This is a genomic window from Enterobacter vonholyi, from assembly GCF_008364555.1.
Taxonomy (GTDB): Bacteria; Pseudomonadota; Gammaproteobacteria; order Enterobacterales; family Enterobacteriaceae; genus Enterobacter; species Enterobacter vonholyi.
The window spans coordinates 311,133-336,855 of record NZ_VTUC01000003.1 but is presented as its reverse complement, the minus strand read 5'-3'; the positions used below and the strand labels follow the sequence as shown (position 1 = coordinate 336,855).

23 protein-coding genes are annotated in these 25,723 nt (G+C 55.8%); 14 read left to right on the top strand and 9 right to left on the bottom strand.

All coding sequences use genetic code 11. From position 1 onward, the window contains the following. Positions 1-19: 19 nt before the first annotated feature. From fruA to fruB, 3 genes are read right to left on the bottom strand one after another with little or no spacing between them, the layout of a single operon-like run. Positions 20-1,705, bottom strand: a complete 1,686-nt coding sequence (gene fruA, locus F0319_RS06010; RefSeq protein WP_127731692.1) for a PTS fructose transporter subunit IIBC — start codon at positions 1,703-1,705, stop codon at positions 20-22. 16 nt (positions 1,706-1,721) lie between these two features. Then, positions 1,722-2,660 (bottom strand): 1-phosphofructokinase, encoded by a 939-nt coding sequence (gene fruK / locus F0319_RS06005; protein ID WP_008500936.1) that lies wholly within the window; start codon positions 2,658-2,660, stop codon positions 1,722-1,724. Continuing rightward, on the bottom strand, positions 2,660-3,790 hold the full coding sequence (gene fruB, locus F0319_RS06000) for a fused PTS fructose transporter subunit IIA/HPr protein (protein WP_149366471.1): 1,131 nt from the start codon (positions 3,788-3,790) through the stop codon (positions 2,660-2,662). Before fruB ends, fruK begins: the two co-directional genes overlap by 1 nt. Positions 3,791-4,151: 361 nt before the next feature. On the opposite strand from fruB, the gene setB reads away from it, so the two are divergent. After that, positions 4,152-5,333 carry a sugar efflux transporter SetB gene (gene setB, locus F0319_RS05995; RefSeq protein WP_149366470.1) on the top strand — a complete coding sequence of 394 codons (1,182 nt, stop codon included), beginning with the start codon at positions 4,152-4,154 and terminating at the stop codon, positions 5,331-5,333. On the opposite strand, the gene F0319_RS05990 is transcribed toward setB, so the two are convergent. Then, on the bottom strand, positions 5,330-5,584 hold the full coding sequence (locus tag F0319_RS05990; protein ID WP_111965309.1) for a YkgJ family cysteine cluster protein: 255 nt from the start codon (positions 5,582-5,584) through the stop codon (positions 5,330-5,332). The genes setB and F0319_RS05990 overlap by 4 nt on opposite strands. A 164-nt stretch (positions 5,585-5,748) precedes the next feature. Between F0319_RS05990 and yeiP the strand changes: the two genes are divergently transcribed. After that, the gene (gene yeiP, locus F0319_RS05985; protein ID WP_008500940.1) at positions 5,749-6,321 is read left to right on the top strand and encodes an elongation factor P-like protein YeiP; all 573 of its coding nucleotides are present in this window, start codon (positions 5,749-5,751) and stop codon (positions 6,319-6,321) included. Between the two features lie 117 nt (positions 6,322-6,438). Here yeiP and uxuA read toward each other — a convergent pair whose 3' ends face one another. Then, on the bottom strand, positions 6,439-7,629 hold the full coding sequence (gene uxuA, locus F0319_RS05980) for a mannonate dehydratase (protein WP_149366469.1): 1,191 nt from the start codon (positions 7,627-7,629) through the stop codon (positions 6,439-6,441). A gap of 205 nt (positions 7,630-7,834) precedes the next feature. Here uxuA and F0319_RS05975 point away from each other — a divergent pair, with 205 nt between their 5' ends. The 9 genes from F0319_RS05975 (at position 7,835) to yejF (ending at position 19,427) form a co-directional block, all read left to right on the top strand. Continuing rightward, positions 7,835-9,301, top strand: a complete 1,467-nt coding sequence (locus F0319_RS05975) for a mannitol dehydrogenase family protein (RefSeq protein ID WP_149366468.1) — start codon at positions 7,835-7,837, stop codon at positions 9,299-9,301. A gap of 124 nt (positions 9,302-9,425) precedes the next feature. Beyond that, complete coding sequence (locus F0319_RS05970; RefSeq protein WP_149366467.1) at positions 9,426-10,412, top strand: CobW family GTP-binding protein; 987 nt, start codon at positions 9,426-9,428, stop codon at positions 10,410-10,412. Positions 10,413-10,445: 33 nt separating this feature from the next. After that, positions 10,446-11,147, top strand: a complete 702-nt coding sequence (locus tag F0319_RS05965; protein ID WP_188035085.1) for a phosphatase PAP2 family protein — start codon at positions 10,446-10,448, stop codon at positions 11,145-11,147. Between the two features lie 427 nt (positions 11,148-11,574). Next, complete coding sequence (gene mepS, locus F0319_RS05960) at positions 11,575-12,144, top strand: bifunctional murein DD-endopeptidase/murein LD-carboxypeptidase (RefSeq protein WP_008500946.1); 570 nt, start codon at positions 11,575-11,577, stop codon at positions 12,142-12,144. Positions 12,145-12,271: 127 nt separating this feature from the next. Then, positions 12,272-13,828 (top strand): cyclic di-GMP phosphodiesterase, encoded by a 1,557-nt coding sequence (locus tag F0319_RS05955; protein ID WP_149366465.1) that lies wholly within the window; start codon positions 12,272-12,274, stop codon positions 13,826-13,828. A 73-nt stretch (positions 13,829-13,901) separates the two neighbouring features. Then, positions 13,902-15,707: an extracellular solute-binding protein gene (locus F0319_RS05950; protein ID WP_149366464.1), complete on the top strand. Its 1,806-nt coding sequence runs from the start codon at positions 13,902-13,904 to the stop codon at positions 15,705-15,707. A gap of 9 nt (positions 15,708-15,716) precedes the next feature. Beyond that, the gene (locus tag F0319_RS05945) at positions 15,717-16,811 is read left to right on the top strand and encodes a microcin C ABC transporter permease YejB (protein ID WP_029740961.1); all 1,095 of its coding nucleotides are present in this window, start codon (positions 15,717-15,719) and stop codon (positions 16,809-16,811) included. Next, positions 16,811-17,836 (top strand): ABC transporter permease, encoded by a 1,026-nt coding sequence (locus F0319_RS05940; protein WP_115875865.1) that lies wholly within the window; start codon positions 16,811-16,813, stop codon positions 17,834-17,836. Before F0319_RS05945 ends, F0319_RS05940 begins: the two co-directional genes overlap by 1 nt. Before the next feature lies 1 nt (position 17,837). Then, on the top strand, positions 17,838-19,427 hold the full coding sequence (yejF, locus tag F0319_RS05935) for a microcin C ABC transporter ATP-binding protein YejF (protein WP_149366463.1): 1,590 nt from the start codon (positions 17,838-17,840) through the stop codon (positions 19,425-19,427). Positions 19,428-19,430: 3 nt separating this feature from the next. On the opposite strand, the gene F0319_RS05930 is transcribed toward yejF, so the two are convergent. From F0319_RS05930 to rsuA, 3 genes are all read right to left on the bottom strand, one after another. Continuing rightward, positions 19,431-19,775 (bottom strand): YejG family protein, encoded by a 345-nt coding sequence (locus F0319_RS05930; RefSeq protein ID WP_008500952.1) that lies wholly within the window; start codon positions 19,773-19,775, stop codon positions 19,431-19,433. Positions 19,776-20,054: 279 nt separating this feature from the next. Next, positions 20,055-21,251, bottom strand: coding sequence for a Bcr/CflA family multidrug efflux MFS transporter (locus tag F0319_RS05925; protein WP_045402783.1), 1,197 nt, complete (start codon positions 21,249-21,251; stop codon positions 20,055-20,057). Between the two features lie 15 nt (positions 21,252-21,266). Further along, positions 21,267-21,974 (bottom strand): 16S rRNA pseudouridine(516) synthase RsuA, encoded by a 708-nt coding sequence (gene rsuA, locus F0319_RS05920; RefSeq protein WP_021241522.1) that lies wholly within the window; start codon positions 21,972-21,974, stop codon positions 21,267-21,269. 152 nt (positions 21,975-22,126) lie between these two features. Here rsuA and radD point away from each other — a divergent pair, with 152 nt between their 5' ends. After that, positions 22,127-23,887: a DNA repair helicase RadD gene (gene radD, locus F0319_RS05915; RefSeq protein WP_149366462.1), complete on the top strand. Its 1,761-nt coding sequence runs from the start codon at positions 22,127-22,129 to the stop codon at positions 23,885-23,887. Between the two features lie 125 nt (positions 23,888-24,012). Beyond that, entirely contained in the window at positions 24,013-24,297 is a 285-nt protein-coding gene (gene rplY / locus F0319_RS05910) for a 50S ribosomal protein L25 (RefSeq protein ID WP_008500956.1), read from the top strand. 50 nt (positions 24,298-24,347) lie between these two features. Here rplY and yejK read toward each other — a convergent pair whose 3' ends face one another. Beyond that, on the bottom strand, positions 24,348-25,355 hold the full coding sequence (gene yejK / locus F0319_RS05905; protein WP_109845346.1) for a nucleoid-associated protein YejK: 1,008 nt from the start codon (positions 25,353-25,355) through the stop codon (positions 24,348-24,350). Between the two features lie 134 nt (positions 25,356-25,489). Here yejK and F0319_RS05900 point away from each other — a divergent pair, with 134 nt between their 5' ends. Continuing rightward, positions 25,490-25,717 (top strand): YejL family protein, encoded by a 228-nt coding sequence (locus F0319_RS05900; protein ID WP_008500958.1) that lies wholly within the window; start codon positions 25,490-25,492, stop codon positions 25,715-25,717. The last annotated feature ends 6 nt before the right edge of the window (positions 25,718-25,723 follow it).

Here is a 25,723-nt window from a genome sequence, read left to right as displayed (position 1 = left end):
CTTTTTTATTATTTATCGCTTACGCTGCTTTTGCCACAACTTCCGCTTCCGGACGTTTCAGCACCGCGTAAGAGAGACCCGCCACCAGCGTACCGGCGACGATGGCCAGCAGGTAGCCCAGTACCGGCGTGATGGCGCCAGGGATCAGCAGAACAAACAGACCGCCGTGTGGTGCCATCAGCTTCGCGCCAATCGCCATGGAGATCGCCCCGGTCACTGCACCACCCGCGATACAGCACGGCAGTACACGCATTGGGTCACGGGCCGCGAACGGAATCGCGCCTTCGGTGATGAAGCACAGACCCAGCACCAGCGCGGCTTTACCGCCTTCCTGCTGCGCTTTATCGAACTTACGACGGGCAATAATCGTCGCCAGGCCGAGCGCCAGTGGTGGAACCATACCTGCCGCCATGATCGCTGCCATTGGCGCGTAGGTCTGGGTACTCAGCAGGCCAACACCAAAGGCGTATGCCGCTTTGTTTACCGGACCACCCATGTCGGTACACATCATGCCGCCGAGAATTGCCCCCAGCAGAACCGCGTTCGCGGTACCCATAGTTTGCAGCCAGTGGGTCAGACCCGCCAGGATGCCTGCAACCGGCTTACCAATCAGGTAAATCATCGCCAGACCGACCACCAGGCTGGAAATCAGCGGAATGATCAGGATCGGCTTCAGCGCTTCCATACTCTGCGGCAGCTTGAGCTTCGAGCTGATGAGCTTCGCGACGTAACCGGCCAGGAAGCCCGCGATAATACCGCCGATAAAGCCGGAACCGGTGCTTACGGCCAGCATACCGCCGATAAGACCCGGCGTGAGGCCAGGACGATCGGCGATGGAGAAAGCAATAAAGCCTGCCAGGACGGGTACCATCAGTGCGAATGCGGAACCGCCACCAATCTGCATTAACGCAGCGGCCAGCGTGCCTTGCTCTTTAAACGCGGTAATACCAAATGCGAACGAGAGCGCGATACACAGACCACCCGCAACCACCATCGGCAGCATGTAAGACACGCCGGTCAGCAGGTGACGATAGGCGCCTGCGGACTCTTTCTTACCTTCCGTCGCGGTCTGGCGCGCGCCAGTTGCCTGATACGGCTTCGCTTCCACCAGCGCTTTATCAAACTCCTGCGCGGTCTTTTTCAGCGCCAGGCCGGTAGACGTGCGGTACATTGGCTTACCGGCAAATTTCGCCAGGTCCACTTCGATATCCGCCGCCACAATCACCAGATCGGCCTCAGCCACTTCTTCAGGGGTGATAGCGTTGCCGGCACCGACGGAGCCGCGCGTTTCAACTTTAACCCACCAGCCGCGTTTTTTCGCTTCGGTTTCAATGGCTTCAGCCGCCATAAAGGTGTGAGCCACGCCCGTCGGACAGGCCGTCACCGCAACAATGCGTTTCGGGCCCGTGGCCGCAGCCGGTGCCGTCGCGACGGGCGCGCTGTAAACAGACGCGTGACCTTTCGCTTCGCTCAGGAACAGTTCCGGATGAGCCACCGCGCGATTAATATCGCCCAGCCACACTTTTTTGCCGTTCAGCGCACTGTCAGCCGGGATTTTGTCGCCCAGTACAATGGCCAGTTCGGCATCGCCAGGGTTATCAGTCATCTCGAGATGTGCTTTGTTCGCCGCCGCTCCCAGCAAGGTCTTCGCCATATAGGCGCGAGCCTGTCCGAGACCGGAGTCAATGATCAGCAGCGTTTTCATTATTCCTCTCCTGCTGTTAGTTAAAAGGTTTTAAGTCAACGCGCGCCATCATCGCGGCTAACTGGGTACGATCGGTAATACCGACATTGCTCTGGCTTACGGCCAGGGCAGCAACGGCAGTGGCAAGACGTAAAGTATGTTCACTGGATTCACGCATCAGCAGGCCGTAAATCAGGCCGCCAACCATTGAATCCCCTGCGCCAACGGTACTCACAACTTCCATTGACGGCGGTTTGGCGATCCATTCGCCAGACGCGTTAACCCACAACGCGCCTTCTGCACCAAGCGAGATAACCACGTGAGCGATACCCTGCTCGCGCAGCGCATGGGCAGCGTCAATCACATCTTTTAGTTCTGGCAGCTTACGACCCGCCCAGATTTCCAGCTCGCGGCGATTCGGCTTCACCAGCCACGGAGAGGCTTTGAGACCCGCGACCAGCGCGTCGCGGCTGCTGTCAAAAATAATGCACGGACACTGGCTGCGCAGGCGCGTCATCCAGTCGGTAAACGCTTCCGGGCTCACGCCGGACGGCAGGCTGCCGCTGACGCACACCATGTCAAACTGACCCAGCCAGGTCAGAGAATCGTTAACAAAACGCTCCCAGTCTGACGGCGTCACTTCGAAGCCAGAGAAGTTCAGATCGGTCACTTCACCGTCTTTCTCCGTCAGCTTAACGTTGATTCGGGTACGGCCCTGAACAACCTGAAAACGGTTGGCAATGCCCAGCTCGCTGAACAGCTGCTGGAAACCATCCTGGTTATCTTTCCCGAGAAATCCACCCACGGTGACATCGATACCGAGATCCTTGAGCACTTTCGCGACGTTAATCCCTTTGCCCGCAGCATGCAGGCCAGTGGTACGCACGAGGTTGACTTCGCCGCGCTCAATTTCCGGGCAAAATCCTACCAGGTCATAAGCCGGGTTCAGCGTAATAGTCGCAACACGTCTGCTCATTATGCGCCCTCCCCCAGACCCGCCGCGATGGCGTCGCCAATCGCTTTCAGCGCCTGTTCAGCATCAGCACCCTGCGCGGTGAAACGCAGACGGTGACCTTTCTTCACGCCCAGCGCGACAACTTTCATCAGACTACGGCCGTTGGCCGGTTTGCCCGTGCCGTCAAGATTCGCCACGGTGATCTCACTCTCGAATTGTTTAATGGTATTCACCAGCATGGTACCCGGACGGGCATGCAGGCCGTGTTCGTTACGCACCACGAACTCCGCAGTTTGCACGTCATCCGTCAGCACATCATCACTGGTCAGCAGTGCCAGCACGGTGGAGGCATCAGCGTTCAGCAGTTTTTCAGCTTTGTTGTTCAGCAACAGGTCGCCCAGACGCTTCAGCACGGAAACCGGCTGTTCATCAGCCATCGCTACGGTCACCAGCATGGCCGCGCGTTCGCCTTCTACGTCAAATGCATTGGCCGCGCGGCTCACGGCGATAGCGCTGCGCAGGTTGCCTTCAGCACTGTCGTTCAGCCAGATACCCTGACCCAGATTCAACGGCTTATCGTTAATCACGCGCGTCACAAAGGTGGTATCCGCCGCGCCGGCTTCTTTCAGACGACCGGCGTTCAGCGCCTGCAGCGTCACCAGATCGGAAGCAATCACATCCAGCGTCAGCGTTTCATTATCCAGTTTCAGCGCTTCGCTCTGTTTTTCTCCCATCAGCAAGGCGCGCAGCTCTTCCGCTGTGGTGGCGGACTTAAGCTGTTCAGCCACCGCATCATCACTCAGGACATGCGTCAGCTGACGCAGCAGACCTAAGTGTTCATCGCTGCTGGCCGCGATACCGATAGCCACATAGGCCACCTGACCGTCGCCCCAAAGCACGCCCTGCGGGAACTGATAAACCTTAACGCCGGTTTTCAACACCTGATCGCGGGTGTCGGTTGTGCCGTGCGGAATGGCAATACCATTGCCGAGGAAGGTTGAGGTCTGCTGCTCGCGGGCCAGCATGCCGTTGACATAGCCGTCCGCGACGTTACCCGCCTGCACAAGCGCAGCGGCAACCTGGCGAATAGCCTCTTCTTTATCCCCGGCCTGAGCGCCCGGGTGGATATCCTGAACAGATAACTGGAACATGGTTCTCCACTCCTGCTGAAATTGAATCGTTTCAGCTTTAATGAGAAAAAATGCGCTAGCCTGCTCCGTTTGTTTAAACAAGATAGCGCTGAAACGTTTCAAAAAGTCTTGCGCTTTCTGCAATGCCTTGCAAGTAAACTCGTCTTTCTGATGTCAGAATTTAGAGATACAGCACATTTCTTCTTCGTTCAGCTGAATTTTGCTGAAGTTCAGCAAGTCAGTTTCAGCTAAGGTCAGCCGATGTGGTTGTAAGATGAAATGCCATTTTGATTTTTCGTGGCATCATTGACCGCACCCACTGTTTATTTTTTAGCTGACGGCGTACACTCCGCCCCTCTCTGCTACTCGCTAATTATAAAACATGCATAACACCCCTGCGGCTGCCTCGCCGAAGCCCTTTGATTTAACCTCAGCGGCCTTCCTGATTGTTGCCTTCTTCACGGGCATTGCCGGTGCGTTACAGACGCCGACGCTGAGCTTATTTCTGACAAATGAGGTTCATGTTCGTCCGGCGCTGGTCGGCTTCTTTTTTACCGGAAGCGCCATCATCGGCATCCTGGTCAGCCAGTTTCTGGCGGGACGCTCCGACAGAAAAGGCGATCGTAAAAGCCTGATCGTTTTCTGCTGCCTGCTGGGGGTCATGGCCTGCGTTCTGTTTGCCTGGAACCGCAACTATTTCATTCTGCTCTTCGTCGGGGTATTCCTGAGCAGCTTTGGCTCAACGGCGAACCCCCAGCTGTTCGCCCTTGCTCGTGAACACGCGGACCATACCGGACGTGAAGCGGTGATGTTCAGCTCTGTCCTGCGTGCGCAGGTGTCGCTGGCATGGGTGATTGGCCCGCCGCTGGCCTACGCGCTGGCGATGGGTTTTGGCTTTACGGTGATGTACCTGAGCGCCGCTGTCGCGTTTGTGGTATGCGGCGCGCTGGTGTGGTTCTTCCTGCCGTCCATGCGCAAAGAGCCGAAAGTGACAACGGGCGTGCTGGAAGCACCGCGCCGCAACCGCCGCGATGCCCTGCTCCTGTTTGTTGTCTGCACGCTGATGTGGGGCACCAATAGCCTGTATATCATCAATATGCCGCTGTTTATTATTGATGAACTGCACCTGTCGGAGAAGCTGGCGGGAATCATGATGGGCACCGCGGCCGGGCTTGAGATCCCGACGATGCTCATTGCGGGCTATTACGCAAAGCGCTTCGGAAAGCGTTTTTTAATGCGCATTGCCGCCACCGCCGGTCTGCTGTTCTATTTCGGTATGCTGACGGTACATACGCCGGGGCTGTTGCTGGCGTTACAGCTGCTGAACGCCATCTATATTGGCATTCTCGCGGGGATAGGCATGCTCTATTTCCAGGATTTGATGCCGGGCCAGGCAGGCTCTGCCACCACCCTTTATACTAATACCACCCGCGTGGGGTGGATTATCGCGGGCTCAATGGCCGGTGTCGTGGCAGAAATCTGGAACTATCACACGGTATTCTGGATTGCGCTGGTGATGTGTACGCTGACGATTGGCTGTCTGGCGAGGATTAAAGACGTTTAAGGTGCGGTGAGCGCCTCAAGCTCAAGAAGGTACGTCATCGCCTGCTCGCGCGTGCTGCCGCACATTTCGGCCGTGGGCTGAAGCCCGGAGCAGACCTTCGGACGCAGCGGTGAGCCAAAGATCTTGCAAAGATTATTTTCAGAGAGCTGAACGCAGCGAGTATTGGCAGGCTTGCCCTCGGGCATTCCAGGAATGGGGCTTGAAATGGACGGTGCAGTACAGCACGCGCCACAATCGGGACGGCAATCCATAAATGCTCTCTTTCGCTGACGATGGCCCGCGTAGTCGGGCATCGCGCGCACAGTAACACCTTTTGCGTATTGATAGCAAAAGCCACGAATTCCACTTGCCTGAAAGGCCGCGCGCGAGTAATTTGGCGCGATATTTTTTACCTCCCGTAAACAGGATTACTGCAATGCCAAGAGCGAACGAAATTAAGAAAGGTATGGTGCTGAATTACAACGGCAAACTGCTGATTGTGAAAGATATCGACATTCAGGCACCAAGCGCCCGTGGTGCAGCAACGCTGTATAAAATGCGTTTCGCTGATGTGCGTACCGGCCTCAAAGTGGAAGAACGCTTCAAAGGTGACGATATTGTCGATACCGTGACCCTGACCCGTCGCTATGTTGATTTCTCCTACATCGACGGCAACGAATACGTGTTCATGGACAAAGAAGATTACACCCCGTACATCTTCACCAAAGATCAGATTGAAGAAGAGCTGCTGTTCATTCCTGAAGGCGGTATGCCTGACATGCAGGTTCTGACCTGGGACGGCGTGCTGCTGGCGCTGGAACTGCCTCAGACCGTCGATCTGGAAATCGTTGAAACGGCACCCGGCATCAAAGGCGCATCCGCAAGTGCCCGTAACAAACCTGCTACCCTGACGACCGGCCTGGTTGTGCAGGTGCCGGAATACCTCTCCGCTGGCGAGAAGATCCGCATCCATATCGAAGAAAAACGCTATATGGGTCGCGCCGACTGATTGCGGCGTTTGTCGGGTGGCGGCTTCGCCTTACCCGACCAACAAAAACAAAAAAACCGGCTCTCAGGCCGGTTTTTTTGTAGGCCCGGTAAGCGTAGCGCCACCGGGCAACGGGTCTTAAAGCAATTCCGGATACTTCGTCATCTTCAGCGCCAGCTCAACGCCGCGCACTTCCGCCATCCCTTTAAGACGGCCAATCGCAGAATAGCCTGGGTTGGTTTTCTTACGCAGATCGTCCAGCATCTGATGGCCGTGGTCTGGACGGAACGGAATAGGACGCACATCGCCAATCTGCTTGCGACGCGCCTCTTCGGCCAGAATGGCGTCTACCACCGCCACCATATTCACATCGCCGCCCAGGTGAGCCGCCTCGTGGAAGGTTTTTGGGTTCTCTTCACGGCAGGTCGCGCGCAGATGCGTAAAATGAATGCGGTCGCCGAAGGTTTCAATCATCCGCACCAGATCGTTATCTGCCCGCACGCCGTAGGAGCCGGTACACATGGTGAAGCCGTTATAGATGCTGTCGACCGTCTCTTTCAGCCACTGCATATCTTCAATTGTGGAAACAATGCGCGGCAGGCCAAGAATGGGACGCGGTGGATCGTCCGGGTGCACGGCCAGGCGAACCCCGACCTCTTCCGCAACCGGCACGATAGCGCGCAGGAAATACGCCATGTTTTCACGCAGCTGGTGCTTATCAATATTGCCGTATTCCGCCAGGCGGGCGCGGAACTGATCCAGCGTATACCCCTCTTCGGCACCCGGCAGGCCCGCAATAATATTACGGGTCAGCTTTTCGATGTCCGCGTCGCTGGCTGCATTGAACCATTCGAGTGCCTGCTGCTGCTCTTCCACGGTGTAATCCGCTTCGGCGCCAGGCCGTTTCAGGATGTGCAGCTCGAACGCTGCAAAGGCAATCTGATCGAAACGCAGCGCTTTTGAACCGTCCGGCATCTGATATTCGAGGTCGGTTCGCGTCCAGTCGAGGATGGGCATAAAGTTATAGCAAACCGTATCAATACCGCAGGCCGCGAGGTTACGAATGCTCTGCTGATAGTTAGCAATCCAGGTCTGATACTCCCCGGAATGGGTTTTGATATCTTCATGAACAGGAATGCTTTCCACCACAGACCAGGTTAATCCCTTCTCCGCCAGCAGCGCCTGACGCGTCTGTATTTCCTCTACCGGCCAGACCTGACCGTTAGGAATATGATGCAGCGCCGTGACGACACCCGTTGCGCCAGCCTGACGCACATCATCAAGAGAAACCGGATCGTTCGGCCCGTACCAACGCCAGGTTTGTTCCATTGCCTCACCCTCTCAAGTTGTTATACCAATATACGTTACCGCAATGACGACTACCATACATGTTTGCCGTGAAGGGTCAATATGCCGCCACAAATTGATTGATCAAACTCACATAACGGGGATATTTACGGCTCACCAATTTTATTTGCTGTCATATAACTTTACACTGGGATTGTTAATTAATGGTTAATCAGGTGTGTATCTCATGAAGACAATTGCCTCTACCGTCCTTCCTGCCGGGGTTCAGCAACCTCGCTACGATCGCCAGTCATTACGCTCCCGCATCGTTCACTTTGGCTTTGGCGCGTTTCACCGTGCGCACCAGGCTTTGTTAACAAATAGGGTGCTGAATGAAAAAGGCGGCGACTGGGGGATTTGTGAGATTAGCCTGTTCAGCGGCGACGTGCTGATGAGCCAGCTGCGCGCGCAGGAGCATCTGTTCACCGTGCTGGAGAAAGGGGCTGAAGGAAATGAGGCGATTATCGTCGGCGCCGTCCATGAGTGCCTGAACGCAAAGCTGGACTCCCTGCCCGCCATTATTGAGAAATTTTGCGAGCCTCAGGTCGCGATTGTATCGCTCACCATCACGGAAAAAGGCTATTGCATCGATCCCGCGACCGGAAAACTCGATCTGAATAACCCCCGGATCGTCCACGACCTTGAAAACCCCTCAGAGCCACATTCTGCCCCAGGGATCCTGGTCGAAGCGCTCCACCGCCGCCGCGAGCGCGGTTTGCCTGCGTTTACCGTGCTCTCCTGCGACAACATCCCGGATAACGGGCACGTGGTCAAAAACGCGGTGCTGGGCATGGCGCAAAAGCGTTCCGCGGCGCTGTCTGAATGGATTGATAGCCACGTGAGCTTCCCGGGAACGATGGTTGACAGAATTGTTCCCGCCGCGACGGAAGCATCGCTTGCGGAAATCACCGACGCGCTCGGCGTTGAAGATCCGTGCGCCATCAGCTGCGAACCGTTTATTCAGTGGGTGGTGGAAGATAATTTTGTCGCAGGCCGTCCCGAGTGGGAAGTGGCGGGTGTCCAGATGGTGCAGGATGTTCTGCCGTGGGAGCAGATGAAATTACGCATGCTCAACGGCAGCCACTCTTTCCTGGCGTATCTCGGGTATCTTGCCGGCTACGCGCATATTAATGAATGCATGGAGGACGCGGCGTTCCGTGAAGCCGCCCGTCGGCTGATGCTGAACGAGCAGGCCCCCACGTTACGGATTAAGGATGTCGATCTCACCGCCTACGCCGATAGCCTAATTGAACGCTTTGCCAACCCGGCCCTCCAGCATCGGACCTGGCAAATCGCGATGGACGGTAGCCAGAAGCTGCCCCAGAGAATGCTTGACGGGATCCGCGTTCATCTTGAGCGAAATACGCCGTGGCCGCTGCTGGCTCTGGGCGTGGCCGGCTGGATACGCTACGTCAGCGGTATCGACGACTGTGGCAATGCGATTGACGTTCGCGATCCCCTCAGCGATAAAATCCGCGCCATCGTCAACGCCAGCAGCGACGCCGACCGCGTTAACGCGCTGCTGGGGCTGAGTGAGGTCTTTGGTCACGATCTCGCACAAAACAGCGTCTTTGTGGAGACTGTCCGCCAGGCATACCAGCGCATTATCCGCAACGGCGCACGTCAGGCTGTTATCGAAACGTTAAATATTTAACGATTATTGCGCTTAACGCGAACGGATGAGGCCTCCGTTCGCCCTTCCCCTTCTCACAGGTCACGTTTTTCGCCAGGATAGAGAGAATAGTGTTATAGCATCACAATTCTGATCTGGAGCGCACGTGACCAAAACCAACCTCATCACCGGTTTTCTCGGCAGCGGTAAAACCACCTCAATTCTCCACCTGCTGGCGAATAAAGATCCGGCCGAGAAGTGGGCCGTGCTGGTCAATGAATTTGGCGAGGTGGGCATTGACGGCGCGTTGCTGTCATCCAGCGGCGCGATGATTAAAGAGATCCCCGGCGGATGCATGTGCTGCGTCAATGGCCTGCCTATGCAGGTCGGCCTCAATACCCTGCTGCGTCAGGGCAAACCTGACCGCCTGCTGATTGAACCTACCGGGCTGGGTCACCCTAAGCAAATCCTCGATTTACTGACCGCCCCGGTTTACGAGCCGTGGATCGATTTGCGCGCCACCCTGTGCCTGCTCGATCCGCGTCAGCTTCTGGATGACAAGGCGGTGGCTAATGAGAACTTCCGCGATCAGCTCGCCTCCGCTGACGTTATTGTTGCGAATAAAGCAGATCGCGCCACGGCTGAAAGCCAGGCCGCGCTGGATGCGTGGTGGCAACATTTTGGCGGCAATCGCACACGGGTGGAAACTACCCAAGGGAATATTGATAGCACCCTGCTTGACCTTCCACGTCTGAACCTCACCGCCTTGCCTGCCAGCGCGGAGCATTCGCACAGTCATCCGGTTAAGCAGGGTCTGGCAGCCCTGAATCTGCCGGAACACCAGCGCTGGCGTCGTAATCTGAATAGCGGCCAGGGATATCAGGCCTGCGGATGGATTTTTGATGCTGAAACCGTTTTTGACACCATCGGGATCCTAGAGTGGGCCCGCCTTGCGCCCGTCGATCGCGTGAAAGGGATCATGCGCACCCCGGACGGACTGGTGCGGATCAACCGCCAGGGCGACGATTTCTTTATTGAAACGCAAAACGTGGCACCGCCTGACAGCCGTATAGAGTTAATTAGTGCGGTTAACGCCGACTGGAATGCCCTCCAGTCCAGTCTGTTGAGGATTCGTTTAAGTTCGGGCGGCTAACGTTGCCCCAGTTTTCACTCTATGCAGAACGTTATGACAACTCGATTTCCCCTGATATTACTGCTTAATGTCGCCGGTCTGGCGCTTTTCTTCTCCTGGTATATCCCGGCAGATCATGGTTTCTGGTTCCCGCTGGATTCTGCCATTTTTCACTTCTTCAATCAGGAGCTGGTGAAGAGCAACGCGTTCCTGTGGCTGGTGGCAATTACCAACAACCGCGCCTTTGACGGCTTCTCGCTGCTGGCGATGGGCTGCCTGATGCTCTCTTTCTGGCTGAAAGAGGACAAAGCCGGGCGTCGGCGTATTCTGATTATCGGTCTGGTGATGCTGCTGTTTGCTGTCGTCATTAACCAGCTGGCCACCGCAATTATTCCGGTTAAGCGTTCCAGCCCAACGCTCTTTTTCACCGATATTTATCGCGTCAGTGAGCTGCTGCATATTCCAACAAAAGATGCGTCGAAGGACAGTTTCCCTGGCGATCACGGCATGATGTTGCTTATTTTTTCCGCAATTATGCTTCGCTATTTCGGCAGAAAAGCGTTTGCCATAGCCCTGATTATTTTTGTGGTTTTTGCCTTCCCGCGCGTAATGATTGGCGCTCACTGGTTCACCGATATTGCCGTCGGTTCGCTCTCCGTTGCGCTGATTGCGCTGCCGTGGTGTTTGATGACCCCACTGAGCGACAGGATAATAGCGCTGTTCGATCGCTACCTTCCCGATAAAACGCAACAATAATTGAACAAATAACTAACCTAAATTAACGTGAGCTATCAGGGATCGACATGATCCCTGATAGCGTTCTCGCCACGATCTTTTCCCAGCGTCATATTCTTGTCATCACATTCATGATAAAAATGAAGCAATTGCGCGATAAAGCCTCGGATCTGTCCGCATTTTAAGCAATTACGGATTTTTACTTTCTGTATCACATTTTCTTATAAAAAAAAGGCTTTTTTTACTCGCAATACCCCAGGCAATCGGTTAATCTCGAACTCGTTTTGCCCCATAGAGATAATTATTTCGCTGGCGAATAATTTTGTGCGCTGTACCACAAATGTGACCAGAAAGAATTGTCTCAATGTGAACAGATAATTAGTCTCGTCACGTTTGGCATTTTTATAACGATATTTGTCGTTAAGGACTTCAAGGGAAAATAAACAAAATGGTCAAATCTCAACCGTTTCTGAGATATATCTTACGGGGGATCCCGGCGATAGCAGTCGCGGTACTGTTGTCTGCATGTAGTACATCGAACACCGCAAAGAATATGCATCCTGAGACGCGTGTTGTGGGAATGGAAGATTCCTCGTCACTGCAAGCCTCTCAGGATGAATTTGAAAATATGGTACGTAATCTGGACGTGAAGTCCCGCATTATGGACCAGTATGCTGACTGGAAAGGCGTGCGCTATCGTCTTGGCGGCAGCACAAAAACAGGTATTGATTGTTCCGGTTTTGTACAGCGTACATTCCGCGAGCAATTTGGGTTAGATCTTCCGCGTTCAACCTATGAACAGCAGGAGATGGGCAAGTCGATTTCACGTACCAAACTGCGCACCGGTGATCTAGTCCTGTTCCGTGCCGGTTCTACAGGTCGACATGTTGGCATCTACATTGGTAATGACCAGTTCGTACATGCCTCAACCAGCAGCGGTGTCACCATTTCCAGCATGAATGAACCGTACTGGAAAAAGCGCTACAACGAAGCACGCCGCGTACTGACCCGCAGTTAATATGACTATCGTATCGTTGGTTATCCCTTGGCTGGCGATATGATGAAAAAAAGCACTGCTTCGGCAGTGTTTTTTTTTGCCCGTTACACTGAATACATCCAGCGGCATTTCAGGAATTACGACGTCTATGTTCACCCGCTATTTCTCCAGCAATCGCAAGATACTGATCCTCAGCATCATCACAGGCCTAATCGCCGCCCTGCTCCTGGGTTCGTTGCAATTTTTCTGGAGCTACCACAAGCGGGAAGTCAAATTCGACACCCTGATCCACGATGTGAGCATCTATATGGAGAGCTATTTCGATGAGTTAAAAAATTCTATCGATGTACTCCAGCCGCTCACGTTAAACAATTGCCACGACGTAAATCAGGAACTCACCTCGCGCGCTGCCTTTAGCGTTAACGTTCGCGCATTCCTGCTGGTCAGAGACAAAATGGCGTTCTGCTCTTCTGCTACGGGTCCGATGAATTCCCCGATGGAGGAGCTGATACCTGAGCTGCACATCGACAAACAGATTGATATGGCGTTGCTTCCCGGCACTCCGATGTTGCCCAACAAGCCCGCCATTGCCATCTGGTACCGTAACCCGCTAGTGAAGGACGGCGGCGTATTTACCTCAGTGAATCTCAACCTGACGCCTTACCTGCTCTACACGGCTCGCCAGGACGAATTTGCCGGCATCGCCATCATCATTGGCGATCATGCGCTGTCAACGCGGTCCAGCATGCTGGTCAACGCGCACGATCTTCATGAAACGCCGGCCCGTACCGCAACGCTGAAAGACGTTCCCCTGATCATAAATCTGTATGCGGACGCCTGGACCAGCGATGAAATTCTTTACGCCCTGTTCTTCGGGCTGGTATGCGGCATTTGTGCCGGCTCGCTCAACTACTATATCCTCAGCATTCGCCTCAACCCGGGTAAAGAGATTTTAAGCGCGATTAAGCGCGGCCAGTTTTATGTAGTCTATCAGCCCGTCGTCGATGCTAAATCGCTCCAGATGACCGGGCTGGAAGTACTGATGCGCTGGAAACACCCAACAATGGGGGAAATTCCGCCCGACGCGTTTATCAATTTTGCCGAAGCGCAGAAGCTCATTGTCCCGCTGACGCTGCATCTTTTTGACCTTATCATTCACGATGCTCCCGTATTACAAACGCTGTTACCTCCGGGCGCAAAGGTGGGCATCAACATCGCGCCGGGGCATCTGCATGCGGAAAGCTTCAAGGACGATATGCGCACCTTCAAAGCCCTACTGCCGCCTGATTACTTCCAGATCGTGCTGGAAATTACCGAGCGCGATATGCTTAACCATCGGGAAGCTAATAGCCTCTTCGAATGGCTCCATAACGAAGGGTTTGAAATCGCCATTGATGATTTTGGTACCGGCCACAGCGCACTGATTTACCTTGAGCATTTCACCATGGACTACCTCAAGATAGACCGCGGATTTGTTAACGCAATAGGGACTGAGACGGTGACGTCGCCGGTGCTGGATGCCGTTCTGACGCTGGCAAGACGACTGAATATGTCGACCGTCGCCGAAGGGGTAGAGACACCGGAACAGGCCGCCTGGCTGCGCGAACACGGCGTTAATTTCCTGCAGGGATACTGGATTAGCCGCCCGATGCCGCTGGCACAGTTCCGCGAATGGCGGCCTGATATTTCGGCCGAGGGTGATTAATTTCACATTGTCCGTGACGTCACTTATTATTCAGCTTAACCGAGCCGGTCTGTAAAGAGGGAGCTGCCGCGAGATGCTTATGCGCTTTATGTTGCTGATGTTGGCATTCACGAGCCTGTCCAGCCAGGCGCAAGCCATCAAAGAAAATATCGCCTTCGCGGTGATTGGCGAGCCGAAATACGCGGTCAATTTTACGCACTTCGATTACGTCAACCCTGCCGCGCCGAAGGGCGGAAAGGTCACGCTTTCCGCCACGGGAACCTTCGACAACTTCAACCGCTTCGCCCTGCGCGGCGTGGCGGCCGCGCGGACGGAATCGCTTTACGATACGCTCTTTGTCACCTCCGATGACGAGCCCGGCAGCTACTATCCGCTTATTGCCGAGAACGTGCGTTACGCCGATAACTTCGCCTGGGCGGAGATCTCCCTTAACCCTCGAGCTCGTTTTCATGATGGTACGCCGGTTAAGGCCAGCGACGTTGCGTTCACCTTTCATAAATTTATGACCGAAGGCGTTCCCCAGTTCCGCATCGTGTATAAAGGCGCGTCGGTCAGAGCCATTGCGCCGCTTACCGTGCGCATCGAGTTGAGCGAACCAAATAAAGAGAACATGCTCAGCCTGTTCTCGCTGCCGGTGATGCCGGAATCGTTCTGGAAAAGCCACAAGCTGAGCGACCCGCTTTCCACGCCTCCTCTGGCTGGCGGCCCCTACCGCATCACCGACTGGCGCATGGGGCAATATGTCGTCTATTCCCGCGTCAAAGACTACTGGGCAGCCAATCTGCCGGTAAACCGCGGACGCTGGAACTTCGACACCCTTCGCTATGATTACTACCTTGACGATAACGTGGCGTTTGAAGCGTTCAAAGCGGGGGCTTTCGATTTGCGGGTCGAGAGCAGCGCCAAAAACTGGGCGACCCGCTATATCGGCAAAAATTTCGCCAAAGGCTATATCGTCAAAGACGAGCATAAAAATGAGTCTGCGCAAGACACGCGATGGCTGGCGTTTAATATTCAGCGTCCGGTATTTAATGACCGCCGGGTGCGGGAAGCCATCTCCCTGGCCTTTGATTTTGAGTGGATGAACAAAGCGCTGTTTTACGGGGCTTACAGCCGCGCCAACAGCTATTTCCAGAACACGGAATATGCCGCGCGTGATTATCCGAAAGCCGACGAACTGGTTCTGCTGGCACCCCTTAAAGCAGAGGTACCGCCAGAGGTGTTTACAACGGTGTTTCAGCCGCCGGCTTCAAACGGTGACGGTTACGACCGCGACAACCTGCTCAAAGCCAGCAAGCTGCTGGATGACGCGGGCTGGCATCTGAAGAATCAAAAACGTGTTGATGCCAAAACGGGAAAGCCTCTCAGCTTTGAGCTGCTGCTCTCGTCCGGGGGCAACGACCAGTGGGTGCTGCCGTTTAAGCACAATCTTGAGCGGCTGGGCGTGACCATGAACATTCGCCAGGTGGATAACGCGCAGATCACCAGCCGCATGCGCAGCCGCGATTACGACATGATGCAGCGCCTGTGGCCCGCCCAACCGTGGCCCAGCACGGACCTGCAAATCTCCTGGGCCTCCAGCTACATCGACTCCTCGTACAATGCGCCGGGGGTAAAAAGCCCGGCGATTGACGCGCTGATTGCGAAAATCGTGGCGGCGCAGGGGGATAAAGAAAAGCTCCTGCCGCTCGGGCGCGCCCTCGACAGGTTCTTAACCTGGAACTACTACATGTTGCCGATGTGGTATATGGGCGAAGATCGCCTTGCGCGCTGGGACAAGTTCTCCGTGCCTGCCGTGCGCCCTGTCTACTCCCTGGGCTTTGATACCTGGTGGTATGACGTTAACAAAGCCGCCAGACTTCCCGCTGAGCGGCGATAAGGAATCATCATGGGTGCCTATCTTATCCGTCGTCTCCTGCTGGTCATCCCCACCCTGTGGGCCATCATCACGATTAACTTTTTTATCGTGCAAATTGCTCCCGGCGGCCCGGTCGATCAGGCGATTGCCGCCATTGAATTTGGCAACAGCGGCGGCATGCCCGGCGGCGGAGGTGAAGGCATGGGTGCAAGCCATGCGCGAACCGGCGTTGGAAATATCAGCGAAAGCCATTATCGCGGCGGACGCGGGCTGGATCCGGAAGTGATCGCCGAGATCACCCACCGCTACGGCTTTGACAAACCGATTCACGAGCGCTATTTCAAAATGCTCTGGGATTACATCCGCTTTGATTTTGGCGATAGCCTGTTTCGCAGTGCGTCAGTGTTAACGCTGATCAAGCAAAGCCTGCCGGTTTCGATCACGCTGGGGCTGTGGGGAACGCTGATTATCTATCTGGTCTCTATACCGCTTGGGATCCGCAAAGCGGTGTATAACGGTAGCCGTTTCGATATCTGGAGTAGCACGTTCATTATCATCGGCTATGCCATCCCGGCGTTTCTGTTTGCCGTCCTGCTGATCGTCTTTTTTGCCGGGGGAAGTTATTTTGACCTCTTCCCGCTGCGAGGGCTGGTCTCCGCCGATTTCAGTTCCCTGCCGTGGTATCAGAAAATCACGGACTACCTCTGGCATATCACACTGCCGGTTCTGGCCACGGTCATTGGCGGGTTTGCGGCCCTGACCATGTTGACCAAAAACGCCTTTCTCGATGAAATTCGTAAGCAGTACGTTGTTACTGCCCGCGCCAAGGGCGTGAGCGAGAAGCAGATCATGTGGAAACACGTGTTCCGCAACGCCATGCTGCTGGTAATCGCCGGGTTTCCGGCCACGTTCATCGGCATGTTTTTTACCGGCTCGCTGTTGATAGAGGTCATGTTCTCGCTCAACGGACTGGGGCTGCTGGGCTATGAGGCTACCGTATCGCGCGATTATCCGGTGATGTTTGGCACACTCTATATTTTCACCCTGATTGGCCTGCTGCTGAATATCATCAGTGATATCAGCTATACGCTGGTCGATCCCCGAATCGATTTTGAGGGCCGCTGATGCCGCGTTTAAGCCCCGTCAATCAGGCCCGCTGGGCCCGTTTTCGCCACAACCGCCGCGGCTACTGGTCGCTGTGGATTTTTGCCGTGCTGTTTGCCTTAAGCATGTGTTCGGAGCTGATCGCCAACGACAAGCCGCTGCTGGTGCATTTTAACGATCGCTGGTACGTGCCGGTCATCGCCAGCTACAGCGAAAGCGACTTTGGCGGCCCGTTTGCGACACGGGCGGAATATCAGGATCCGTGGCTTCGCCAGCAGATTGAGCAGCACGGCTGGGCGCTCTGGGCGCCGGTGCGCTTTGGCGCAAACAGTATAAACTTCGCTACCACGACCCCCTTCCCTTCCCCGCCCTCCGCGCAAAACTGGCTGGGAACGGATGCTAACGGCGGCGACGTGCTGGCACGCATCCTGTACGGCACGCGAATATCGCTTCTCTTTGGGCTGATGCTGACGCTCTTCTCCAGCGTGATGGGCGTTGTGGCGGGCGCCGTTCAGGGTTACTACGGCGGGAAAATTGACCTGTGGGGCCAGCGTATCATCGAAGTCTGGTCTGGTATGCCAACGCTGTTTCTGATCATCCTGCTTTCCAGCGTCGTACAGCCCAACTTCTGGTGGTTATTAGGCATCACCGTCCTGTTCGGCTGGATGGCGCTGGTCGGCGTGGTGCGGGCGGAGTTTCTGCGCACCCGCAATTTCGACTATATCCGCGCGGCGCAGGCGCTTGGCGTTAGCGACCGGAGTATCATCTTCCGCCATATGCTGCCCAACGCCGTGGTGGCAACGCTCACCTTCCTGCCGTTTATTCTGTGCAGCTCCATCACCACGCTCACCTCGCTGGATTTTCTCGGTTTCGGGCTACCGCTGGGTTCCCCGTCGCTTGGCGAACTGCTGCTGCAGGGTAAGAACAACCTCCAGGCGCCGTGGTTAGGCATCGCCGCCTTTCTTTCCGTGGCCGTGCTGCTGTCGCTGCTGATTTTTATTGGCGAAGCCGTGCGCGATGCCTTTGATCCGAACAAGGCGGTATAAGATGACCCAGCCTCTTCTGAGTATTGATAACCTGTCGATTGCTTTTTCAAAGCAGGGTGAGACGCGCACCGTGGTCAACGATTTATCGCTGCAGATCCAGCCCGGGGCAACGCTGGCTCTGGTCGGCGAATCGGGTTCAGGCAAAAGCGTTTCGGCGCTCTCCATCCTGCGGCTGCTGCCTTCTCCGCCGGTGAGCTATCCGCAAGGGGACATTCTTTTTCACGGCCGTTCGCTGCTGCATGCCGACGAACATACCCTGCGCGGCATTCGCGGCAACAAAATCGCGATGATCTTCCAGGAGCCGATGGTTTCACTTAACCCTCTGCACAGCCTCGAAAAACAGCTTTATGAAGTGCTCTCCCTGCACCGAGGGATGCGCAAAGAGGCCGCGCGGGGAGAAATTCTGGATTGTCTTGAACGCACAGGCATACGCAATGCGGCCAAACGGCTGAATGATTTTCCGCATCAGCTCTCCGGCGGCGAACGCCAGCGCGTGATGATCGCCATGGCCCTGCTGACGCGCCCCGAACTGTTGATTGCCGACGAGCCTACAACGGCGCTGGACGTGACGGTACAGGCGCAAATACTGACGCTGCTGCGGGATCTGCGTGACGAGCTGAACATGAGCCTGCTGTTTATCACGCACAACCTGAGCATTGTGAGAAAGCTGGCCGACAGCGTCGCGGTGATGCAAAACGGACGCTGTATTGAACAGGATACGGCGTCCGCGCTGCTGAGCGCACCGCAGCACCCCTATACGCAGCGCCTGCTCGACAGCGAACCCTCCGGCGACCCGGTTCCTCTCGATGCGGACAGCACGCCGCTGCTGCGCGTTGAGGATCTGTCCGTCTCGTTCCCGATCCGCAAAGGTATTCTGCGCCGCATTGTCGATCGCAATCCGGTGCTGAAAAATATCCGCTTCTCGCTGCGCCCGGGGGAATCCCTGGGGCTGGTGGGCGAATCCGGCTCGGGCAAAAGCACCACCGGTCTGGCGCTGCTGCGCTTAATTGCCTCCCAGGGCGAGATCCTCTTTGACGACATGCCGCTGCACCGCTGGAACCGCCGCCAGATGCTGCCCGTGCGTCCCCGCATGCAGGTGGTGTTTCAGGATCCCAACTCCTCGCTTAACCCACGGCTCAGCGTGTTACAGATTATCGAAGAGGGTCTGCGCGTCCATCAGCCCGGCCTGAGCGCGCAGCAACGCGAGCAGGAGGTCATGCGGGTCATGACCGAAGTGGGTCTAGATCCCGAGACGCGCCACCGCTACCCTGCGGAATATTCCGGTGGGCAGCGCCAGCGTATCGCCATTGCCCGCGCGCTGATCCTGAAACCGGAGCTGATTATTCTGGATGAACCGACGTCATCGCTGGACAGGACCGTACAGGCGCAGATCCTGGCGCTGCTGAAAGGGTTACAGGAAAAGCACCGGCTGGCCTATATCTTTATCAGCCATGATTTACAGGTGGTGCGGGCGCTATGCCATCAGGTGATTGTGTTGCGTCAGGGAGAGGTGGTCGAGCAGGGTGATTGCCAGCGCGTATTTAGCGCGCCAACGCAGCGCTACACGCGCCAGCTGTTGTCGTCAGACTAGCGCTCAGAATGGATACTGGCCGGAGAAAGGCTCTGCAATAGCAACGCCAAAATTTTTCAGGCGGCAGGTAGCAGCAAACTCGTCCTGGCTTTTCACAAACAGGCACGGCTCACCTTCGCACTCCAGTACGGAGCTGTCCACTTCGATATCCGTCAGGGCCTGACTGAGACGCTCCATCACCCGCCAGGCATTTTCGTCGCTCGGGCTCAGCAGCTTGAGCGCCACCAGGCAGTTTTCACAGCCCGCGACGTTTTGCGGAATCGGTTCAACTTTCGAACCAGCAAAACCCGCCGACCAGCGATAGCTCTGGGGCAAGCGATGGACAATAGAAAGTTGTAATGTATTCACGTTCGTTCCCCGGAAGCAAAATTTACTTCACAATTTATTTACATTTATAGTAACACATCATCGTCAGCCTGCACTATTCAGCACTTTTTTATCGGTATTCAGGCTCGCGTCGGCGCTATATGTACCCGTTTCTGCGATCTAACTCAACCTTTTTGAATACAATGATGTGACTTTTTACACAAATAGATTTTACATAAAATAAACAAACACGGAATAAACGAACGGGGGTTTGGTTGATATGCATCAACAAAAAAGGCCCTTCCGGGCCTTCTCTGCGTTTTAGTGGGCCGCTTTTCGCGGTCGACTGGCGTAAAGATAGAAGAGTATCGAGCTGGTTGCGCAAAAAGCCATCGCCCACAGCATGGGCCATGCCGTCGTAAAGGTGGCCATCGAAAGCAACGCCCCGACGATAGCGCCGATGCCGAAGCGGAACGTCCCTGCCAGAGATGATGCGGTTCCTGCCATGTGCGGAAACTCATCCAGGATCACCGCCATCGCATTGGACGACACCATCGACACGCAGCCAACAAAGGCCGCCACGCCGACCACCAGCGCCCAGAAGCCCACGCCCAGAAACGCGCTCACCACCAGCCAGATCGCCATCACAAACTGGATCCACAGCCCGGCGCGGAACATGTTCAGCGCCCCCACCCGCCGGACAAAGCGGCTGTTGATGATGGTCATGATGAACAGGAAGACGATGTTAAGCGCAAAGTAATAGCCGAAGTGCTGCGGCGAAACGTGGTTCAGCTCGATATAGACAAACGGCCCGGCGCTCAGGAAGGAGAACATTCCGGCGAAGCTGAACCCGCTCGCCAGCATATAGCTGAGCACGCGCTTGTGGCGAAACAGCGAGGCAAAGTTGCCGATGGTGGTACGGATGTGAAACTTCTGGCGGCGCTCGACGGGAAGCGTTTCATCAATAAAGAAGAAGATCATCGCGGAGGCCAGCAGCGCGGCCAGGGCCAGGATCCAGAAAATCACATGCCAGCTGAACCACACCAGCACCGCACCACCGGCCATTGGGGCCACCAGCGGCGCAATCGTCGTCACCAGCATGACAAACGACATCATGCGGGAAAACTCTTCTTTCGGGTAGATATCGCGCATCAGGGCGTTAATCACCACGCTTGCCGCTGCCGCCGCCAGACCGTGGAAGAAACGCATGACAATCAGATGATCGATAGTCTGCGCCAGCGCGCAGGCAACCGCAGCGGCCGCAAACACCAGCGTCCCGCCCAGAATGACCGGCTTGCGTCCAAGGCTGTCGGCCATCGGGCCATAAAACAGCTGGCCGAGGGCAAAGCCGAGAATATAGGTGCTGAGCGTCATCTGCGCGCTGCCCGCCGGAACGCCAAACTGCGCGGAAATGACCGGCAGCGCGGGCAGGTACATATCGATAGACAGCGGCATCAGCATGGCCAGCAGGCCAAGAATGAAGACGATTTTGAACGACGAGTGTGGCCTGGTGGTCACAGAGTTCTCCTGAAATTAGTGCGAAGGCAGACCGACGCTGGCGATCTCTTCTTCCGTTAACGGGCGATATTCGCCAGGCGCCAGGTCGGGATCGAGTTCAATCGCACCAATCCGTTCGCGATGCAGGCCAACAACGTGGTTCCCCACCGCGGCAAACATACGTTTCACCTGATGATAGCGCCCTTCGCTGATGGTCAGGCGGACCTCCGTCGGAGTGATGACTTCGAGCACCGCCGGTTTGGTCAGATCTTTTTCATTATGCAGCTGAACGCCTTTCGCGAAGTGCTCTGCCGTGTCATCCGACACCGGTGACTCCAGCGTCACGAGATAGGTTTTCTCGCAGTGGTGGCGTGGAGAGGTGATGCGGTGCGACCACTGACCGTCGTCGGTCATCAGCACCAGCCCGGTGGTGTCGATATCGAGTCGACCTGCGGCGTGCAGCTTGTGCGCCACCGGCTCGTCGAGGAAATAGAGCACCGTCGGGTGATCCGGATCGTCCGTTGAGCAGACGTAGCCTTCCGGCTTATTGAGCATGAAGTAGCGCGGACCGTGCTGCTGGGTCAGCGGATTGCCGTCATACTCCACCTGATGGTCAGGTTGCAGTTTGAACGCGCTGTCTCTCACAATGTCGCCATCCACGGTAACGCGGCTGGCGCGAATTTCGCGCCCGGCAATAGCGCGGCTTACGCCGAGTTGCTGAGCGATAAACTTATCAAGTCGCATGAAATCTTTTTAGCCTTAATGGTGCAGGAAGTCGGACAACAGGTCCGAAAAAAGAAGCAGTCTGGAACGGTTCAGTATAATGGTCTGGTTGCGCCACTCAAGGGAAAAAGTTTCGTGGCATACTATGTGCGGAATAACGAAACCGAGACCCCATGACTTTTACACTTCGTCCCTATCAGCAGGAAGCCGTTGACGCCACCCTCGCCTGGTTCCGTAAACATCGCGAGCCGGCGGCGATTGTGCTCCCGACCGGCGCAGGCAAAAGCCTGGTCATCGCCGAACTGGCGCGTCTGGCCCGCGGCCGCGTGCTGGTGCTGGCGCACGTTAAAGAGCTCGTCGCGCAAAACCATGCCAAGTATTGTGCGCTTGGGCTGGAAGCCGATATTTTCGCCGCCGGGCTAAAGCGTAAAGAGAGCCACGGCAAAGTGGTGTTTGGCAGCGTGCAGTCGGTGGCGCGCAATCTGAACCTGTTTCGCAGCGAATTTTCGCTGCTGATTGTCGACGAGTGTCACCGCATCAGCGACGACGACGACAGCCAGTATCAGCAAATCCTGTCGCACCTGAAAGAGGTGAACCCTCACCTGCGCCTGCTGGGCCTGACGGCGACCCCGTTTCGCCTGGGGAAAGGCTGGATCTATCGTTACCATTATCACGGCATGGTGCGCGGCGATGACAAGGCCCTGTTTAGCGACTGCATCTACGAGCTTCCTCTGCGCTACATGATTAAACATGGCTACCTGACGCCACCTGAGCGGTTGGATATGCCGGTGGTGCAGTACGATTTCAGCCGCCTGCAGGCGCAGAGCAACGGGTTATTCAGCGAAGCGGATCTTAACCAGGAGCTGAAAAAGCAAAAGCGCATTACGCCGCATATCATCAGCCAGATAGAGGAGTTCGCCGCGACGCGCAAAGGGGTGATGATCTTTGCCGCCACCGTTGAGCACGCGCGAGAAATCACCGGACTACTGCCCGCTGGCGACGCGGCGCTCATCACCGGCGAGACGCCCGGCCCCGAGCGCGACCGCCTGATTGAGGCCTTTAAAGCCCAGCAGTTCCGCTATCTGGTTAATGTATCGGTATTGACCACCGGCTTTGACGCCCCGCACGTCGACCTGATCGCTATTTTGCGTCCGACCGAATCGGTCAGTCTGTATCAGCAAATTGTTGGCCGCGGCCTGCGTCTGGCGCCGGAGAAAACCAACTGCCTGATTCTGGATTATGCCGGTAACCCGCACGATCTCTATACGCCTGAGGTCGGCGCGCCAAAAGGGAAAAACGACAACGTGCCCGTGCAGGTCTTTTGCCCTGCCTGCGGGTTTGCCAACACCTTCTGGGGAAAAACCACCGCCGACGGCACGCTGATCGAGCATTTTGGCCGCCGCTGTCAGGGCTGGTTTGAAGATGATGACGGGCATCGCGAGCAGTGCGATTTCCGCTTCCGGTTTAAAAACTGCCCGCAGTGCAACGCCGAAAACGACATTGCCGCTCGCCGCTGTCGGGAATGCGACACGGTGCTGGTTGACCCGGACGACATGCTGAAAGCGGCATTAAAGCTGAAAGATGCGCTGGTGCTGCGCTGTTCCGGCATGGCGTTGCAGCCCGGCGCCGATGAAAAAGGCGAATGGCTGAAAATCACCTATTACGATGAAGACGGGGCGGACGTCAGCGAGCGCTTCCGGCTCCAGACGCCTGCCCAGCGAACGGCCTTCGAACAGCTGTTTATTCGCCCGCACACCCGCACCCCGGGGGTGCCCCTGCGCTGGATCACCGTGGCGGATATCGTGCGCCAGCAGGTGCTATTGCGCCATCCGGATTTTGTCGTCGCCCGCAAAAAAGGCCAGTTCTGGCAGGTGCGCGAGAAACTCTTTGACTACGAAGGTCGCTTCCGTCGCGCCAACGAATTGCGCGGTTAGCGGGACTTTTCATTGATGTGGGGGGCATTTGAGTATAAAATGCCGCCCGCTTCACATCCGTGAGGCAGAACACTCACCTGCTGCTGGGTCGCCTGTAGTAGGGTTTTAAATACAGAGAGAAATCAATGTTTACTATCGAAGCAGAAGTACGTAACGTGCAGGGTAAGGGTGCGAGCCGCCGCCTGCGTACCGCTAACAAGTTCCCGGCTATCGTTTACGGTGGCGAAGCTGCTCCAGTTGCCATCGAACTGGATCACGACAAACTGTGGAACCTGCAGACCAAAGCTGAATTCTACAGCGAAGTTCTGACCATCGTTGTTGGCGGTAAAGAAGAAAAAGTGAAAGTTCAGGCTGTTCAGCGTCACGCGTTCAAGCCAAAACTGACTCACATCGACTTCGTTCGCGCGTAATCGCAAACCTGTCGAAAAAAACCCCGCTTCTGCGGGGTTTTTTGTGCCTGCTATTTACCGCCCGAGGTGCGGCGCTGAAGCTGATCGCGCAGATTCGGCGGCGTACCCTTAATGGTCAGCGTATCGGTGGCCGGATCCCAGAAGATACGTTCACCCAGCAGCATCGCATCAAAGTTGATGGTTAACCCACCGCCGCTGCCGGCAAACTTGGTTAACTGACGCAGCGTGCTTCGATCCGCCGGGAAGCTCTCTTCAAGCTCATAGCCCTTCTCTGCGGTAAACTCCTGGAAGCTGACTTCGCTGACGCCCGCTAGCTCTTTTGACAGCGACTCCAGCTCAATCTCTTCCCCTGCCTGCAGCTGTTCGTTGCAGTAGCTGTAAACCTGCTGACGCACCGTCTGGCGCTCAGATTTATCGAGCTGCGCTTCGGCTGTGAAATCGTCAACCGCCTGGAGCAGCCCTTTGTTCTGCGCTTTGGCGTTAAGCCCTTCACTGGCACCGAGGAAGTCCATAAAGAAATCCGCCACTTTGCGGCCCACGCGTCCCTTCAGGAAAGTCAGGTAGCGGGTCGACTCCGGGTTGGTTTCCCACTCGGTCAAATCAATACGCGCCACGATATCCGCATGGTTAATGTCCAGATAATGCGTCGAGCTGATATCCAGCTGCTCGTTCACGCGCATGCTGCTTAAGTTATTCAGCACGGTAACCAGCAGATACTCGACCGCCAGATAGCGGTAGTGGCAGAACAAGACAATCCCGCCGTCGGCGAACGGATATTTAGCCAGCTCGTCGCGCAGACGCCCGGTTGCCGCACGGCTAAACGCCAGGAAATCCTCTTCACCCTGGCGCTGCAGGCGCAGGCTATCGGCCAGTTCGCTGTCTTCGCTGAAAAGACCATAGGCTTTATTTTTGGCGCTGTAGACGCGATGCAGCTCTGCCATCATCTCCACCACGGTCGCCGTGGGTTCCAGTAACGAATCGCGCAGCACCACTTCAAGGGTTTGCTCATCACGCTTGATAAGCTGGTGCAAGGCAATCTGGTTGATTTCCAGACTCATGATAAACTCTCCTTTTAGACCGGGCGGTATTCAACCACCACCAGGACATGTGTGCAACAACAGATAAAAAAGGGGAAAAAAAGCTGTTGCTACGGTAATATGTTGCCCTTTCATCAACAAACTGATTTTGATTTATGCCACAACATTCCCGCTACAGTGATGAACACGTTGAACAACTGCTCAGTGAGCTGGTCAACGTACTGGAAAAACATAAAACGCCGACCGATCTCTCCCTGATGGTTTTGGGAAATATGGTCACCAACCTGATTAACACCAGCGTTGCTCCGGCTCAGCGTCAGGCGATCGCAAAATCTTTCGCCCAGGCTTTACAGTCGTCCGTCAGCAACGACCCGGCCCATTAAGGGATA